Annotated in this window: 17 protein-coding genes; 4 read left to right on the forward strand and 13 right to left on the reverse strand. The window is 64.9% G+C overall.

Going from position 1 to position 14,943, the window contains the following annotated elements; genetic code table 11:
* The 9 genes from ACXYMN_RS08220 to rpsL form a co-directional block, all read right to left on the reverse strand.
* Complete coding sequence (locus ACXYMN_RS08220; RefSeq protein ID WP_459013076.1) at positions 1–492, reverse strand: hypothetical protein; 492 nt, start codon at positions 490–492, stop codon at positions 1–3.
* Positions 493–757: 265 nt separating this feature from the next.
* Positions 758–1,054, reverse strand: a complete 297-nt coding sequence (locus tag ACXYMN_RS08225) for a 50S ribosomal protein L23 (RefSeq protein ID WP_459013077.1) — start codon at positions 1,052–1,054, stop codon at positions 758–760.
* The gene (gene rplD / locus ACXYMN_RS08230) at positions 1,051–1,668 is read right to left on the reverse strand and encodes a 50S ribosomal protein L4 (protein WP_459013078.1); all 618 of its coding nucleotides are present in this window, start codon (positions 1,666–1,668) and stop codon (positions 1,051–1,053) included. Before rplD ends, ACXYMN_RS08225 begins: the two co-directional genes overlap by 4 nt.
* Positions 1,665–2,519 (reverse strand): 50S ribosomal protein L3, encoded by an 855-nt coding sequence (gene rplC, locus ACXYMN_RS08235; RefSeq protein ID WP_459013079.1) that lies wholly within the window; start codon positions 2,517–2,519, stop codon positions 1,665–1,667. Before rplC ends, rplD begins: the two co-directional genes overlap by 4 nt.
* Positions 2,520–2,531: 12 nt before the next feature.
* Complete coding sequence (gene rpsJ, locus ACXYMN_RS08240; protein WP_076450108.1) at positions 2,532–2,840, reverse strand: 30S ribosomal protein S10; 309 nt, start codon at positions 2,838–2,840, stop codon at positions 2,532–2,534.
* 210 nt (positions 2,841–3,050) lie between these two features.
* On the reverse strand, positions 3,051–4,226 hold the full coding sequence (gene tuf / locus ACXYMN_RS08245) for an elongation factor Tu (RefSeq protein ID WP_459013080.1): 1,176 nt from the start codon (positions 4,224–4,226) through the stop codon (positions 3,051–3,053).
* Positions 4,227–4,313: 87 nt separating this feature from the next.
* Complete coding sequence (gene fusA, locus ACXYMN_RS08250) at positions 4,314–6,437, reverse strand: elongation factor G (protein WP_459013081.1); 2,124 nt, start codon at positions 6,435–6,437, stop codon at positions 4,314–4,316.
* 28 nt (positions 6,438–6,465) lie between these two features.
* Positions 6,466–6,936, reverse strand: coding sequence for a 30S ribosomal protein S7 (rpsG, locus tag ACXYMN_RS08255; RefSeq protein ID WP_459013082.1), 471 nt, complete (start codon positions 6,934–6,936; stop codon positions 6,466–6,468).
* A gap of 12 nt (positions 6,937–6,948) precedes the next feature.
* Entirely contained in the window at positions 6,949–7,320 is a 372-nt protein-coding gene (gene rpsL / locus ACXYMN_RS08260; RefSeq protein ID WP_005862801.1) for a 30S ribosomal protein S12, read from the reverse strand.
* A 542-nt stretch (positions 7,321–7,862) separates the two neighbouring features.
* Here rpsL and ACXYMN_RS08265 point away from each other — a divergent pair.
* The 4 genes from ACXYMN_RS08265 (at position 7,863) to ACXYMN_RS08280 (ending at position 12,499) form a co-directional block, all read left to right on the forward strand.
* On the forward strand, positions 7,863–8,699 hold the full coding sequence (locus ACXYMN_RS08265) for a putative rhamnosyl transferase (RefSeq protein ID WP_459013084.1): 837 nt from the start codon (positions 7,863–7,865) through the stop codon (positions 8,697–8,699).
* A gap of 307 nt (positions 8,700–9,006) precedes the next feature.
* A complete protein-coding gene (gene parE, locus ACXYMN_RS08270; protein ID WP_459013085.1) occupies positions 9,007–10,965 on the forward strand; it encodes a DNA topoisomerase IV subunit B in 1,959 nt (652 codons plus the stop codon).
* Positions 10,966–11,416: 451 nt separating this feature from the next.
* Positions 11,417–11,548, forward strand: coding sequence for a hypothetical protein (locus ACXYMN_RS08275; RefSeq protein WP_459013086.1), 132 nt, complete (start codon positions 11,417–11,419; stop codon positions 11,546–11,548).
* A 264-nt stretch (positions 11,549–11,812) separates the two neighbouring features.
* On the forward strand, positions 11,813–12,499 hold the full coding sequence (locus ACXYMN_RS08280; RefSeq protein ID WP_459013087.1) for a hypothetical protein: 687 nt from the start codon (positions 11,813–11,815) through the stop codon (positions 12,497–12,499).
* 148 nt (positions 12,500–12,647) lie between these two features.
* On the opposite strand, the gene ACXYMN_RS08285 is transcribed toward ACXYMN_RS08280, so the two are convergent.
* The 4 genes from ACXYMN_RS08285 to ACXYMN_RS08300 form a co-directional block, all read right to left on the reverse strand.
* Entirely contained in the window at positions 12,648–13,049 is a 402-nt protein-coding gene (locus tag ACXYMN_RS08285) for a c-type cytochrome (RefSeq protein WP_459013089.1), read from the reverse strand.
* Between the two features lie 153 nt (positions 13,050–13,202).
* The gene (locus tag ACXYMN_RS08290) at positions 13,203–13,400 is read right to left on the reverse strand and encodes a CsbD family protein (RefSeq protein WP_459013090.1); all 198 of its coding nucleotides are present in this window, start codon (positions 13,398–13,400) and stop codon (positions 13,203–13,205) included.
* A 358-nt stretch (positions 13,401–13,758) separates the two neighbouring features.
* The gene (locus tag ACXYMN_RS08295) at positions 13,759–14,238 is read right to left on the reverse strand and encodes a DUF6505 family protein (RefSeq protein ID WP_459013091.1); all 480 of its coding nucleotides are present in this window, start codon (positions 14,236–14,238) and stop codon (positions 13,759–13,761) included.
* Entirely contained in the window at positions 14,238–14,942 is a 705-nt protein-coding gene (locus ACXYMN_RS08300; RefSeq protein WP_459013092.1) for a biotin/lipoate--protein ligase family protein, read from the reverse strand. The genes ACXYMN_RS08295 and ACXYMN_RS08300 overlap by 1 nt, the downstream gene beginning before the upstream one ends.
* Position 14,943 lies beyond the last annotated feature (1 nt).

Genomic DNA, 14,943 nt, shown 5'->3' on the forward strand with positions numbered 1-14,943 from the left:
CTAGAGCGCCGGACCCCACTCGTAGCGCGGGTCTTCCTCGGGACGGGACCAGTAAAGCGTTCCGCCATGGCGCCACGGATCAAGCACGAGCCCGTCGTCGATGTCCCCGCCCCGCGCGCTGATGACGGCGGAATGGTGGATGACCCGGAACCCCTCGGGCGGCGATGTCGACCAGTGCAGGCTCAGCGTCTGGAAGTCTTCTTGCCTCAACCGCGCCAGCATCGCCTCGGCCCAGTGGTTGCAAAGGCCCTTGTCGCGCAAATTGTGCAAAACCTTGGCATTGTGCACCAGGGGCGCATCCGTCACCCGCCAGTCCTCGGCCAGTTGCAGCGGGTAGTCGATGGCGATGCGGGCGGCAAGGTCCGCCTCTGCGGGGTCGACCTCCGGCCCAAGCGCCGCAATGGCCAGCGCCAGCGCATCGACATCGCGGGCGGAGGCATCCGGCTGTGCGGTGCATCCCGCGAGACCGGCCAGAAAAAAAGCCGCCAGCATGGGGGCGAACAGCCTTCTGATCATATCACCTGCACCCGTCATTCCGCCCCCATTCGCCGATTGGACCTGCCATACGCCAAGCCGCCTGCGCCGCCAAGTCTCCGCCCCGAAAAACCCCGGCAACTTGCGCAGCCGGGGTCCACCATGCCCCGCACGAGGCGGGCCACCGCCCGCGGTCACAGGGCTGCGTGAAAAACGGCAAAGGCCCCACCATCGGGCGGGGCCTTTGAAACTGTGCAATTCGGGCGTGCGTCCCGGCTCAGGCTTACAGCCCGGTGGTCACGTCGATCGTGTTGCCCTCTTCGAGCGTCACATAGGCCTTTTTGACGTCCGAGCGGCGACCGGGACGACCCTTGAACCGCTTGGTCTTGCCCTTGGTGATCGTCGTGTTGACCGCCTTGACCTTGACACCGAACAACGCCTCGACCGCATCCTTGATCTGCGGCTTGTTGCTGTCGATGGCCACTTCGAAGACAACGGCGTTGTTTTCGGACGCCATGGTGGTCTTCTCGGTGATGATCGGCTTGCGGATCACGTCGTAATGTTCTGCTTTCGCGCTCATTTCAGACGAGCCTCCAGTGCTTCGACACCCGCCTTCGTGATCACCAGGGTGTCACGCTTGAGGATGTCATAGACGTTTGCACCCATGGACGGCAGCACGTCGAGACCAACAATGTTGGCCGCGGCCTTGGCGAAGTTCTCGTTCACCTCGGTGCCGTCGATCACAAGCGCGCGCTTCCAGCCCAGGTCACGCACCATCTTGGCGAGTGACTTGGTCTTGCCGTCCGCATCGGCGGTGTCGATCACCACCAGCTGGCCGTCGCGGGCCTTGGCCGACAATGCGTGCTTGAGACCAAGCGCGCGGACCTTCTTGGGCAGGTCATGGGCGTGGCTGCGGGGCGTCGGGCCCTTGTAGACACCACCCTTGCGGAAGATCGGTGCCTTGCGGGACCCGTGGCGTGCGCCGCCGGTGCCCTTCTGGCGATAGATCTTCTTGGTCGAGTAGCTGACTTCCGAGCGGCCCAGCGTCGAGTGGGTACCGGCCTGCGCCTTGTTGCGCTGCCAGCGGACCACGCGGTGCAGGATGTCGGCGCGGGGTTCGAGACCGAAGATCTCGTCACCGAGCTCGACCGAGCCGGCAGAGCCGCCGTCGAGTTTGATCACGTCGAGTTTCATGCCTCACCGTCCTTCTTCTCGGTGTCCTCATCGGCCGCGATGTCGGATTCAGCCGCTTTCAAGGCCTCTTCCTGCTGCGCGGCTTCTTCCGCCAGACGGGCTTCTTCAGCGGCTTGCGCCTCTGCTTCGGCCTGCTTGGCAGCCTCTTCGGCAAGACGCTTGGCTTCTTCGCCAGCCGACTTCAGCGCCGCGGGAAGAATGACATTCTCCGGCGTGGCCTTCTTGACGGCGTCCTTGACGGTGACCCAGCCACCCTTGGCCCCGGGCACGGCGCCCTTGACCATGATGAGACCACGGTCGGCGTCGGTGCGGATGACCTGCAGGTTCTGCGTGGTCACGCGGACAGCGCCCATGTGACCGGCCATCTTCTTGCCCTTGAAGACCTTGCCCGGATCCTGACACTGGCCCGTCGAGCCGTGCGACCGGTGCGAGATCGAAACACCGTGCGAGGCGCGAAGACCGCCGAAGTTGTGACGCTTCATCGCACCGGCAAAACCCTTACCGATGGACGTGCCCGAGATGTCCACGAACTGGCCTTCGAAGTAGTGGTCAGCGGTGATCTCTTCGCCCACGTCGATGAGGTTCTCGGGCGCAACGCGGAATTCCGCGATCTTGCGCTTGGGCTCGACCTTGGCGGCGGCGAAATGGCCCCGCATCGGCTTCGAGACGTTCTTGACCTTGGCGGTGCCACAGCCCAGCTGGACTGCGGAATAGCCGTGGTCTTCGACGGTGCGCTGCGCCACCACCTGCAGCTTGTCCAGCTGCAGAACGGTGACGGGAATCTGCTTGCCGTCGTCCATGAAGAGCCGGGTCATGCCGACCTTCTTTGCGATCACTCCAGAGCGCATCATGATCTGCCCTCCTTATACCTTGATCTCGACGTCGACACCCGCCGCGAGATCGAGCTTCATCAGCGCGTCCACGGTCTGCGGGGTCGGATCGACGATGTCGAGAAGCCGCTTGTGGGTGCGGATCTCGAACTGGTCACGGGACTTCTTGTTCACGTGGGGACCACGCAGAACGGTGAAGCGCTCGATCTTGTTCGGCAGCGGAATGGGCCCGCGCACATCGGCGCCGGTCCGTTTCGCGGTGTTGACGATTTCCTGGGTGCTGGCGTCCAGCACGCGGTAGTCAAACGCCTTGAGCCGAATGCGAATGTTCTGGCTTTGCATAGGTCTGGCCTTATCTTGGCGCGTCAGAGTTGAGAGGAAGAGGCAAGACCACCCTGCCGCTTCATCGAACCCGTTTCGGCCCCGGGAACGACGCGCCCCGGACCTGATCCGGGGCCACGTCGAGCCGGAAGCCTGGAGATGCGGGATGCGCGCTTGGCGCACCGTTTGCCCGAGGTCCCGGATCACGTCCGGGACCTGCAGGCACTTGGCTTACTCGACGATCTTCGACACGACGCCGGAGCCGACGGTACGACCGCCTTCACGGATGGCGAAGCGCAGGCCGTCTTCCATCGCGATCGGCGCGATCAGCTCGACGCCGAACTTCAGGTTGTCGCCGGGCATGACCATCTCGGTGCCCTCGGGCAGGGTCACGGTGCCGGTGACGTCCGTCGTACGGAAGTAGAACTGGGGACGGTAGTTGGCGAAGAACGGCGTGTGACGGCCACCCTCTTCCTTGGTCAGGATGTAGACCTCGGCCTCGAACTTGGTGTGCGGGTTCACCGACTTGGGCTTGCACAGCACCTGGCCGCGCTCGACGCCTTCACGGTCGATGCCGCGCAGCAGCACGCCGACATTGTCGCCCGCCTCGCCGCGATCGAGCAGCTTGCGGAACATCTCGACGCCGGTGCAGGTCGTCTTCTTGGTGTCGCGGATGCCGACGATCTCAAGCTCGTCGCCGACATTGACCACGCCACGCTCGATCCGGCCGGTCACAACCGTGCCGCGACCGGAGATCGAGAACACGTCCTCGATCGGCATCAGGAACGGCTGGTCCACGGCGCGCGCGGGCTGCGGGATGTACGCGTCCACCGCCGCCATCAGTTCGCGGATCTTGTTCTCGCCGATCTCGGGATCGCGGCCTTCCATCGCCGCAAGCGCCGAGCCCGCGATGATCGGAATGTCGTCGCCCGGGTAGTCGTAGGCGCTCAGCAGTTCGCGGATTTCCATCTCGACCAGCTCGAGCAGCTCTTCGTCGTCGACCTGGTCGACCTTGTTCATGAACACAACCATGGCGGGAATGCCGACCTGACGACCGAGCAGGATGTGCTCGCGCGTCTGGGGCATCGGGCCGTCGGCGGCGTTCACCACGAGGATCGCGCCGTCCATCTGCGCCGCACCGGTGATCATGTTCTTGACGTAGTCGGCGTGGCCGGGGCAGTCGACGTGAGCGTAGTGGCGCGCGTCGGTCTCGTATTCCACATGCGCGGTCGAGATGGTGATGCCGCGGGCCTTCTCCTCGGGCGCGCCGTCGATCTGGTCATACGCCTGGAAGTCGCCGAAATACTTGGTGATCGCCGCCGTCAGCGTGGTCTTGCCGTGGTCGACGTGACCGATCGTGCCGATGTTGCAATGCGGCTTCGAGCGATCAAACTTTTCCTTTGCCATGCGAAAGGCTCCTTTTTCTCTTTCGGATGGTGAGCCTGGGCTCACCCTACGGTGGTGGGTAGGGCGGGGTTGTCCCCGCCACCCGGGTTATGCGTATTTCGCCTGAATCTCGTCCGAGATATTCTGCGGAACCGGATTGTAATGATCGAACTGCATCGTGAACTGCGCACGGCCCGAGGACATCGAGCGCAGGGTGTTGATGTAGCCGAACATGTTGGCAAGCGGCACCATGGCGTGGATCGCGACGGCATTGCCGCGCGGTTCCTGACCGGTCACCTGACCCCGACGGGATGTCAGGTCCCCGATGATGTTTCCGGTGTATTCTTCCGGACCCACCACTTCGACGCGCATCATCGGCTCGAGCAGTTTCGCGCCGGCCTTGCGAAGACCTTCACGCATGCCCATCCGTGCCGCGATCTCGAAGGCGAGAACCGAGGAGTCCACGTCGTGGAACTTGCCGTCGATCAGCGACACCTTGAAGTCGATCACCGGGAAGCCCGCCAGCGGACCGGAGTCCATCACCGACTTGATGCCCTTTTCGACACCGGGGATGTATTCCTTCGGCACCGAACCGCCAACGATCTTCGACTCGAACGAATAGCCTTCGCCCGGTTCTGTTGGCGAGATGACCAGCTTGACCTCGGCGAACTGACCCGAACCACCCGACTGCTTCTTGTGGGTGTAGGTATGCTCGACCTCGTGACCGATGGTCTCGCGGTAGGCCACCTGGGGCGCGCCGATGTTGGCTTCGACCTTGAACTCCCGCTTGAGACGGTCGACCAGGATGTCGAGATGCAGTTCGCCCATGCCCTTCATGATGGTCTGACCCGATTCGAGATCGGTTTCGACCCGGAAGGACGGATCTTCCGCCGCCAGTCGTGCAAGACCGGCCGACATCTTCTCTTGGTCGCCCTTGGTCTTGGGCTCGACCGCGATCTCGATGACCGGGTCGGGGAAAGTCATGGTTTCCAGAACCACCTGCTTCTGCGCATCGCAGAGCGTGTCGCCGGTGGTCGTGTCCTTCAGACCGGCCAGCGCGATGATGTCGCCTGCAAAGCCTTCCTCGATCTCCTGGCGGTCGATCGCGTGCATCACCATCATCCGGCCGATGCGCTCGCGCTTGCCCTTGGTCGAGTTCATGATCGCGTCGCCCTTGCGGATCACGCCGGAGTAGATCCGGGTGAAGGTCAGGGAACCCACGAAGGGGTCGTTCATGATCTTGAACGCCAGCGCCGAGAACGGCTCTTCGTCAGAGGCCGGGCGCGGAATGTTGCGCGTCTCGGTCTCGTCGTCGGGCGAGAAACCCATCAGCGTCGGCACGTCGAGCGGACCCGGCAGGAAGTCGACCACGGCGTTGAGCAGCGGCTGGACACCCTTGTTCTTGAACGCGGAACCGGCCAGCATCGGGAAGAACGACAGCGACAGCGTGCCCTTCCGGATCAGCTTGCGCAGCGATGCCTCGTCGGGCATTTCGCCTTCGAGATACGCTTCCATCGCGTCGTCGTCCATCTCGACGGCGAGCTCGATCATGTTGTCGCGCCATTCGGCGGCCAGATCCTGAAGCTCGTCACGGATCGGACGGCGTTCCCAGGACGCGCCCAGATCCTCACCGATCCAGACCCATTCTTCCATCTTGATCAGGTCGACGATGCCTTCCAGCGAATCCTCGGATCCGATCGGCAGGGCGATCGGCATCGGGGTGCCGCCGGTGCGTTCCTTGACCATCTTCACGCAGTTGAAGAAGTCGGCACCGATCTTGTCCATCTTGTTGACGAAGACAAGCCGCGGAACCTTGTAGCGGTCGGCCTGACGCCACACCGTTTCAGTCTGCGGCTCGACACCGGCATTGCCGTCCAGCAGCGCCACGGCGCCGTCCAGAACCGCCAGCGAACGCTCGACTTCGATGGTGAAGTCGACGTGTCCGGGGGTGTCGATGATGTTGAACCGCGTCTTGGTGTCCGAGGTGCCTTCCGGCGTCGGATCTTCCTGGCGCTGCCAGAAGGTCGTGGTCGCCGCCGACGTGATGGTGATCCCGCGCTCGGCTTCCTGCTCCATCCAATCCATGGTGGAGGCGCCCTCGTGGGTTTCGCCCATCTTGTGGTTCTTGCCGGTGTAGAACAGGATGCGCTCGGTCATCGTGGTCTTGCCAGCGTCGATATGCGCCATGATTCCGAAGTTGCGGTAGCGCTCGAGCGGATATTCGCGTGCCATTGGGAGGTGTCCTCAGGCTAAATTTCAATTACCAGCGGTAGTGGCTGAATGCCTTGTTGGCATCGGCCATCTTGTGCGTGTCTTCGCGCTTCTTCACGGCAGAGCCGCGCGACTGAACAGCATCCAGAAGTTCACCGGCAAGGCGCTCTTCCATGGTGTTCTCGTTGCGACCGCGCGACGCGGTGATCAGCCAGCGGATGGCCAGTGCTTCGCGACGTTCGATGCGGACTTCGACGGGCACCTGGTAGGTCGCACCGCCAACCCGGCGGGAACGGACCTCGACGGCCGGCTTGATGTTCTCGAGCGCCTCGTGAAAGACCTCGATCGGGGCGCGCTTGATCTTGCTCTCGACGCGGTCCAGCGCGTTGTAGACGATCCGTTCCGCGACCGACTTCTTGCCGTCGATCATCAGGTTGTTCATGAACTTGGTCAGGACCGTATCGCCATATTTGGCGTCGGGCAGGATATCGCGCTTCTCGGCGGAGTGACGACGGGACATGGTGTAATCCTCTTACTTCGGACGCTTGGCGCCGTATTTCGAACGACGCTGCTTGCGGTCCTTGACGCCCTGGGTGTCAAGCACACCGCGCAGGATGTGGTAGCGCACGCCGGGAAGGTCTTTCACACGACCGCCCCGGATAAGCACGACCGAGTGCTCCTGCAGGTTGTGGCTTTCGCCCGGAATGTAGCTGATGACTTCGTAGCCGTTGGTCAGACGCACCTTGGCCACTTTCCGCATCGCCGAGTTCGGCTTCTTCGGAGTGGTGGTGTAGACGCGCGTGCACACGCCCCGCTTTTGCGGGCACTGCTCGAGGTGCTGTGATTTCGAGCGCTTGACTTTGGGCTGCCGCGGCTTGCGGATCAGCTGCTGGATCGTTGGCATTCCGGTTTCCCCGTGTAGCTCACATATAAAGTGCGACAGGCCAAATGCCCGACGCAGGTTCTTTTGGTCTGGTGTTCGCGCGTCCGCGACAGCACCGGTATCTCTTTCGCGGGCCTCCGGGGGCGCCAAAACTGGTCGCGCCGCCTTTGCCGGTCTGGTCCCCGTCGATCCACGTGAGACCGACGCAAAAAGCCGCATTCGTTCCCCGATTTCGGGAACGACGCGGGAGATACCAGAGGATCGGGGCTGATGCCCGGATCATGACCGCAACTCGTCTGTATTTCAGACCGTCCGCATGGCGCGGGTCCGGTCAGGATGGGCGGCGTATATGGGGAGTCGGATAGCTTGTCAACAGCCGCCCGGGCCGGGTTTCGGCCCCTGCGCACCGACATGTTCGGGCGCGTGTTCGGCCCCGTGTTCAGGCCGGTCTTCGGGCTGCTCTCCGACACCCGGATTTTTTTGCCCGGCGAAAGCCTTGCCGCGTCGCCGACACCCTGCCACGCTGCCTGTGATCGTCCCCAATGCGCAAGGTGCCCCGCAAGATGCAGGTAATCGGTTTCTGCCGCTTTTCCTATCCCGCCGAGGGCGGTTTCCAGGTCGAGCATGACGACCTCGCCAGCCGCATCGCCTATCTCTATGCGCCAGAGCGCCTGGACGAGCGGCTGCGCCTGTTCGAGACCGTCTGCCTGCCGTCCCTGCGCGCCCAGAGCGACCCGGACTTCACCTTCGTCGTGCTGGTCGGCGACAGCCTGCCCGCCGATGCCCGCGCCCGCCTTGACGCGATGGTCGCGGATCTTCCGCAGGTGGTGATCGAAGCACAGCCCCCCGGCCCGCACCGGCAGGTCTGTCAGGACGTGATCAACGCCACCCGTGACGACATCACCGCGCCCTGCCTGCAGTTTCGCCATGACGACGACGACGCCGTCGCGGTGAATTTCGTGGCATCGCTGCGCAAGGCCGCCGCCGATTGCGCCCCCCTGTGTGCCGAGCACCGCCTTGTCGGCTTTGACTGGAACCGGGGGTATCTTGTCAGCGCCGACGCCAACGGCCTGTGCGCCGAGCCGGTGGTGCACCCTTACTGGGGCGTGGCGCAGGCGGTCGCGGCGCAGGGTGGCGTGCGGCAGACGGTGATGAACTTCGGGCATCAGAAAATCAACCTGCACATGCCGACGGTGACCTTCAACGCGCCCGCGATGTATCTGCGGGGCCATAACGGCTTCAACGACTCGCGGCAGAAGAAACATGTCAAGCCACACCCCCTGCCCCGGCTCGATGCGGCGGGCGAGGCCGAGATGAAGCGCCTGTTCAACGTCGATGCGGACCACGTCCGGCAGGTCTTCGGTGGCACGGCCCGAACCGCTGTTCCGGCCCGGGGCTGAAAAGCCCCGCCGCCGCAAAGGTCGGCGGCTCGGGCCCGGTCACCCAGGGCGACACCCAAAGACGACAGGGCCGAGGATCGACGCCCAAAGCAGACCGGTGCGGCGAAACGTCGACACCGCGCTGACATCGGCCAATCGCGCCAACCTGCAAAGACACCGATGCTCTATCGGGCAGACCTTGCCGTGCGGCCCATGCCCCTGTCACCCGACGGCATGCCACGCCAGATATTGCGGCGCTTGCCCCGCCTGCCGCCAGATGGTCTAATCCGGGTCCAACCCAACCATAGAATCCGGGACCGAGCAGCGTATGGCCGAAGACCTTCTCTCGGGCCAAGAGCCCACCGACTACGACGCCTCCTCCATCGAGGTGCTGGAGGGGCTCGAGCCCGTCCGCAAACGCCCCGGCATGTATATCGGCGGCACCGACGAACGCGCGCTGCATCACCTGGTGGCCGAGATCCTCGACAACTCGATGGACGAGGCGGTGGCCGGCCACGCCAACCGCATCGAGGTCGAGTTGCTGGCCGACGGGTCCTGCACGATCCGCGACAACGGGCGCGGCATCCCCATCGACCCGCACCCGAAGTTTCCCGACAAATCCGCGCTCGAGGTGATCCTGTGCACGCTGCACGCGGGCGGCAAGTTCGGCGGCAAGGCCTACGAGACCTCGGGCGGCCTGCACGGCGTCGGTGCCTCGGTGGTCAACGCGCTGTCGGATTCCATGGTGGTCGAAGTGGCGCGCAATCGCGAACTTTTCGAGCAGCGCTTTTCGCGCGGCGTGCCGCTGGGCCCCGTCGCCAAGATCGGGCAGACCCCGAACCGGCGCGGCACCACCATCACGTTCCATGCGGACCCCGAGATCTTCGGTCACCACAAGCTCAAGCCCGCGCGGCTCTTTGGCATGGTCCGGTCGAAGGCGTACCTGTTCTCGGGCGTCGAGATCCGCTGGAAATCGGCCATCGACGACGGTACCACGCCGACCGAGGCGACGTTCCACTTTCCCGGCGGGCTGTCGGACTACCTGACCGAAACGCTGGGCACCGCATCGACCTATGCGGCCGCGCCCTTCGCGGGCACGGTCGGGTTCCGTGAACGCTTTGGCCGGCCCGGCAAGGTCGAATGGGCGATCAACTGGACACCGTCACGCGACGGCTTTCTGCAAAGCTATTGCAACACCGTGCCCACCCCCGAAGGCGGCACCCACGAACAGGGCTTCTGGGCCGCGATCCTCAAGGGCATCCGGGCCTATGGCGAGCTTGCGGGCAACAAGAAGGCCTCCAACATCACCCGCGAAGATCTGATCACCGGCGGTTGCGCGCTGGTGTCGTGCTTCATCCGCGAGCCGGAATTCGTCGGCCAGACCAAGGACCGGCTGGCTACGGTCGAGGCGGCGAAGCTGGTCGAAGGCGCGGTGCGCGACCACTTCGACAACTGGCTGGCGTCGGATACCAAAAGCGCCGGGGCCATCCTCGATTTCCTGGTGCTGCGCGCCGAGGAACGGATGCGCCGCCGCAAGGAAAAAGAGACCGCGCGCAAGACCGCGACCAAGAAGCTGCGCCTGCCCGGCAAGCTGACCGACTGTTCATCGAAGACCCGCGAGGGCACCGAACTGTTCATCGTCGAGGGCGACTCGGCGGGCGGGTCGGCCAAGGGCGCGCGCTTCCGCGAGACGCAGGCGCTCTTGCCGCTGAAAGGCAAGATCCTGAACGTGCTGGGCGCAGCCTCGTCGAAACTGGGCTCCAACGCCGAGATCAGCGACCTTTGCGAGGCACTGGGCGTGGGCATGGGCACCAGATTCAACCTCGACGATCTGCGCTACGAGAAGATCATCATCATGACCGACGCCGATGTCGACGGCGCACATATCGCGTCATTGCTGATGACGTTCTTCTTCTCGCAAATGCGGCCCCTGATCGACAACGGCCACCTCTACCTTGCCTGCCCGCCGCTCTATCGGCTGACCCAGGGTGCGCGGCGGCTTTACGTCGCCGACGAGGCCGAAAAGGAGCTGTGGCTGGAAAAGGGGCTCGGCGGCAAGGGCAAGATCGACCTGCAACGCTTCAAGGGTCTGGGCGAAATGGACGCAAAGGACCTGAAGGAAACCACGATGGACCCCGCCACCCGCAAATTGATCCGCGTCACCATCGACGAGGACGAACCGGGAGAGACCGGCGATCTGGTCGAACGCCTGATGGGCAAGAAGCCGGAGCTTCGGTTTCAGTACATCCAGGAAAACGCGCGGTTCGTAGAAGAGCTGGATGTGTGAGCGCGCGCGCGCAGTTCCCGAGCCATTGACTGAGTGATCGGCGCGGCAGGTCGCCACCGGGCCAGCGCCGGTCTGGTGGGCGGGCGCTGCAACGGCTGGGGTCGGCACTTTTTCCCGCCGTCTCATCGCGTCGCCCGAACCGCGCGCCCACGGCACCAAAGCGTCCCTCCGGTGGGGCCGGACCGGCGCTGGCCCGGTGGCTGCCGATGGCAGCCTTGTTCCTGGCCGGGTGCTTGGTTCGAACGCGTCCTGATCATGACCCCGTGTCAGTCGGAAAATATCATCCCGGAAAACACTTGCGCCGCACCCCCGGGACACCCCATCTTTGAAAGGCAGATCGCGCGTCGTTCTGCCTCACCGGTGACATCGCCCTGATCCCTCAGGCAACCCTGCCCCTCTGAGCGCTGATCCGGCGGGCATTGGGTCCGGCGGAGCCTTAAGGGAGACCCCCATGTCCAAGAGCAAGAACCGCGGCAACCGCGAAGTCAAAAAACCCAAGAAGGAAAAGCCCAAGGTGTCCGCGACGGCCAACAGCGGTGCGGGCAAGACCGTCACCACCATTGCCGGAAAATCCGTCAAGTAGGCCTGACGCCCAGCCGGGCGGGGTGCCCCCACGAAACGCGGCGCGCACGTTTCGCCTGCCCGGCGCAGCGGTCGTCGGCGGTGTGTCTGGGCACGCGCCTGCGCGACGCCGTGACTCGCGGACTTCCGGAACCGGCGCACATGCCCTGCGGTCGGGTGGCCGTTGCGCCCCAGCGGGGCGCGCGTGCCATGGATCGCGATCCGTTGATATCCCATCCCCCGACCGGGGCTTGCCGAGCCGCGTCTTTTCCGCTTCCCTCCGCGCATGCGCGTTGTCCTTCCCCTCACCCTTGTCCTGCTGGCGTCCTGCGGTCGCCCCCTGACCGAGAACGAGACCCAATTCGCCCATGCGCTGCACGGCGCGGGGATCGATCCCGCCCGCGTGCGTTTTTACGATGGCCACTTCGCCAGCGCGGTCACCTACCTACGCCCGGCCCGCCCGCGCGTCACTTGTCAGGAACGTATCCTTCCGCCCCGGGACGAAAAGATGGTGACGGTCTCTCCCGGGGCGACGACCCTTTTCAATCACGTTCTCTACCGCGAGGACCTCTATCGCGACGACTTCCTTGCCGAGCTGCCCAAGGTGATCGACCTCTATAGCGCCATGCTCTTCGCGCATGAGATGACCCATGTCTGGCAATGGCAGAACAGGGACCGCACCGGATTTCACCCGATCCGCGCCGCGCTTGAGCACACGGCCAGCGCCGATCCCTACCTGTTCGAGGCCGACCAGGGCGATTTCCTGGAGTACGGGTTTGAGCAGCAAGGCTCCATCGTCGAGGAATATGTCTGCTGTCGTCTGCTCGACCCCGACGCCCCCCGCACCGCGCGGCTGGGTGCGATGATCGGGGCCGCAATGGACATCTCGCGCCTCGACAGCGCGCTCGCGGGTCCGGACATCCGCATTCCCTGGTCAGGGGCCGAAACCGACGGCATCTGTCGCGCCGAGTAAGCGCCGCTGCCCGGTCCGTGCGACCCATCAGGCCCCCGAACATCCCGGAAACGCCCCGGGCCTGACCCGGGGCCTCGGATCCCGTGCCCGCTTGCTCCTGATCGCACCCGCAGCACTCCGGTAACCGGTTCCTGTCAGCGCGCCCCGGTCACTGTTGCAACGATTGAAGATAGACCACGAGGTCCGCCACCGCCTCCGACATCAGGATCGGCTGGCCGGACCCGGCCTTCATGGCGACCGATTGCACACCCTCGAAAAAGTCGCCGTAGACCGGCATCGGAGAGCCGTGGCTGACCAGCGGTTCGCGCCCATCGATGCGGGTGACGACGCGCATCAGGGGAAAGGACCCGCCGCCGCGCTCGGAAAGATCCGTCAGGTCGGGCGGCTGCAACAGCAGGACCGATGCCATCGGCCCGCCCCCTTCCGCCGTCGCGCCGTGGCAGGTCGCGCAGTGCTTGGCATAAAGCGCCGCCCCCGATTCGACGTCCTGCGCCTCCACCGAGGGCGCGATACAGACGATTGTGACGACGAGCAGGGGCAGGATGCGCATGGGGAACCTCGCGATATGCATTCCGCTAGGCTCTCACATCGGTGCCGCGCGCGCCTTGATCCCAATCAACCTTAAGGATCAACCGCCCCGCGATGTGCGCATGAAAACGGGCGGCCCCTGGGGACCGCCCGGCAACGTCAGGCATGCGGATGATCAGAGCCGCGAGACCCACTTGTCGAACTCGCGCTCGGCCTGTTCGCGGGTCTTGCCGTACTTGGCCTGGATCTTGCCGATCAGCTGCTCGCGCTCGCCTTGGGTTTCGGCAACCTCGTCATCGGTCAGATCGCCCCATTCTTCGCGAACCTTGCCTTTGAACTCGGTCCAGCGGCCTTTCAATTCGTCGGTATTCATAGCGTCTCTCCTGTGCAGTTCTGGGAAAGAAACCCTGAGCCTCGGCCAGATGTTCCATCGTGCGGGCAGAAAAAATCGGGCGGCGTCGAACCATCGTCGCGGGCCGCATCGCGGTCACGAACGCCACGCCCGATCATTCAGGGGCGGGCAGAGAGCCCACGCGGACGTCACCGACCCGGTCGCCCCGGGTGTGGCGCAAGCCCCGGGGTCCGCGCGGGTGTCGGTCATGCGCCAGAGGCAGCATCGGGCGCGGTGCACCCCGGTGCCTCAAGACACCGTCCGATCGCGCGCCGAAGGTCACGTGCCGGTCGGCAAGCGGTTCCGGTCGGGTGCGGCGCAGGGGGCGCGCGATCCCGCGCTAGTCGTCCAGTTCTCCGTGCACCGCAAAGGCCTCGAGCTCGGCATCCTGCCCCTCGATCGCCCGGAACGACTCGCGGACGCCCGCCTCGGTCAATTCGCGCGCCACGGTCAAAACGGTGTTCGGCGCAAAATCGGCGCACATGTCCTGCATCTCCGCAATCTCGGCCTCGGCCACGGCGCGGGCATCGTCCTGCGACGGCGCGCCATAGATCGCCACGAAATGCGCCGCCAGCGCGTCGACCAGCGCGGCGCGCTCGGCGGCTTCGATGCGGGTGACGGCGACGAAGGTCACGCGCCCGAAGGTCTCGAGCCCCAGCCAGCCATTGGCGAAGGCCTGCCGCGCCTTGCCTTCAAGATCGCCCTCGCCCCAGTTCGAAAACTCGAAGCCACCCGCGATGCACCATTCTCCGGTGCGCGCCGGAGCGGCGAAGACGCGGGTGTCGCTTTCATCGAAATGAATGGCGCGGGCAAGGTTCATCAGGGCGTCTCCAACAACAGGGACAGGGGCAGAAGATGCGTCGTACCGCCGGATTTCACAAGTGCGCCGAGCCGTTCGTCAAGGCCGAGGAAATGCCCCTCATGCCCGGCAAGCGTGATGGGTTCGCCCAATTGCCAGACCAGCCCCGCAAAGTCCCGGTGCAGATGGCCAAGACCCTCGGTTTCCCAGTCGTGCAACCAGTGCATGAGGTGGCGCGTCCAGCTTTCCAGAAGCGGCATCGGCGCAAGATCGCCGCAGCCCTCGGCATGAAGCGCCGTCTCTCCGGGGGTGTCGCCGCCATCCCCGTCGCGGGCGGCAAAACGCAGATCAAGCGTGACCACCAGCCAGTCGGGCACCGCGTCGTCCGGGCCCTCGGGGGCGATCAACCGCAATTGTCCGGCCAGACCGCCATTGACCCTGATGCCGCCATCCCAGTCCAGATGCACCGCCACCTCGGGCGGCGCGATAGTGCCCAGCGCGTTCTGCAGGGCAACCCCGGCCAGCGGCAGCATCACCGCCGCATCGCTGCGCGCGACATCGGGCGCAAGAACCATGGCCGCGTGCAGATCGTCCGACACCGGATCAAAAAGCACCAGCCCCGGCTCCGCCCCCGCCATCGCGGCCCGGACCGCCGCCGCGCCGGGCGCGTCACCCGCCACGGCCCGGCCCGACAGCAGCGGGGGAAAGACCGGTCCGGTACTCATG

The organism is Roseivivax sp. CAU 1753 (assembly GCF_054482575.1).

Bases quoted from the DNA above. Each gene is read 5' to 3' on its own strand.
- ACXYMN_RS08220 (WP_459013076.1), bottom strand. From the start codon at position 492: ATGCTGGCGGCTTTTTTTCTGGCCGGTCTCGCGGGATGCACCGCACAG.
- ACXYMN_RS08225 (WP_459013077.1), bottom strand. From the start codon at position 1,054: ATGAGCGCGAAAGCAGAACATTACGACGTGATCCGCAAGCCGATCATC.
- rplD (WP_459013078.1), bottom strand. From the start codon at position 1,668: ATGAAACTCGACGTGATCAAACTCGACGGCGGCTCTGCCGGCTCGGTC.
- rplC (WP_459013079.1), bottom strand. From the start codon at position 2,519: ATGATGCGCTCTGGAGTGATCGCAAAGAAGGTCGGCATGACCCGGCTC.
- rpsJ (WP_076450108.1), bottom strand. From the start codon at position 2,840: ATGCAAAGCCAGAACATTCGCATTCGGCTCAAGGCGTTTGACTACCGC.
- tuf (WP_459013080.1), bottom strand. From the start codon at position 4,226: ATGGCAAAGGAAAAGTTTGATCGCTCGAAGCCGCATTGCAACATCGGC.
- fusA (WP_459013081.1), bottom strand. From the start codon at position 6,437: ATGGCACGCGAATATCCGCTCGAGCGCTACCGCAACTTCGGAATCATG.
- rpsG (WP_459013082.1), bottom strand. From the start codon at position 6,936: ATGTCCCGTCGTCACTCCGCCGAGAAGCGCGATATCCTGCCCGACGCC.
- rpsL (WP_005862801.1), bottom strand. From the start codon at position 7,320: ATGCCAACGATCCAGCAGCTGATCCGCAAGCCGCGGCAGCCCAAAGTC.
- ACXYMN_RS08265 (WP_459013084.1), top strand. From the start codon at position 7,863: ATGCAGGTAATCGGTTTCTGCCGCTTTTCCTATCCCGCCGAGGGCGGT.
- parE (WP_459013085.1), top strand. From the start codon at position 9,007: ATGGCCGAAGACCTTCTCTCGGGCCAAGAGCCCACCGACTACGACGCC.
- ACXYMN_RS08275 (WP_459013086.1), top strand. From the start codon at position 11,417: ATGTCCAAGAGCAAGAACCGCGGCAACCGCGAAGTCAAAAAACCCAAG.
- ACXYMN_RS08280 (WP_459013087.1), top strand. From the start codon at position 11,813: ATGCGCGTTGTCCTTCCCCTCACCCTTGTCCTGCTGGCGTCCTGCGGT.
- ACXYMN_RS08285 (WP_459013089.1), bottom strand. From the start codon at position 13,049: ATGCGCATCCTGCCCCTGCTCGTCGTCACAATCGTCTGTATCGCGCCC.
- ACXYMN_RS08290 (WP_459013090.1), bottom strand. From the start codon at position 13,400: ATGAATACCGACGAATTGAAAGGCCGCTGGACCGAGTTCAAAGGCAAG.
- ACXYMN_RS08295 (WP_459013091.1), bottom strand. From the start codon at position 14,238: ATGAACCTTGCCCGCGCCATTCATTTCGATGAAAGCGACACCCGCGTC.
- ACXYMN_RS08300 (WP_459013092.1), bottom strand. From the start codon at position 14,942: ATGAGTACCGGACCGGTCTTTCCCCCGCTGCTGTCGGGCCGGGCCGTG.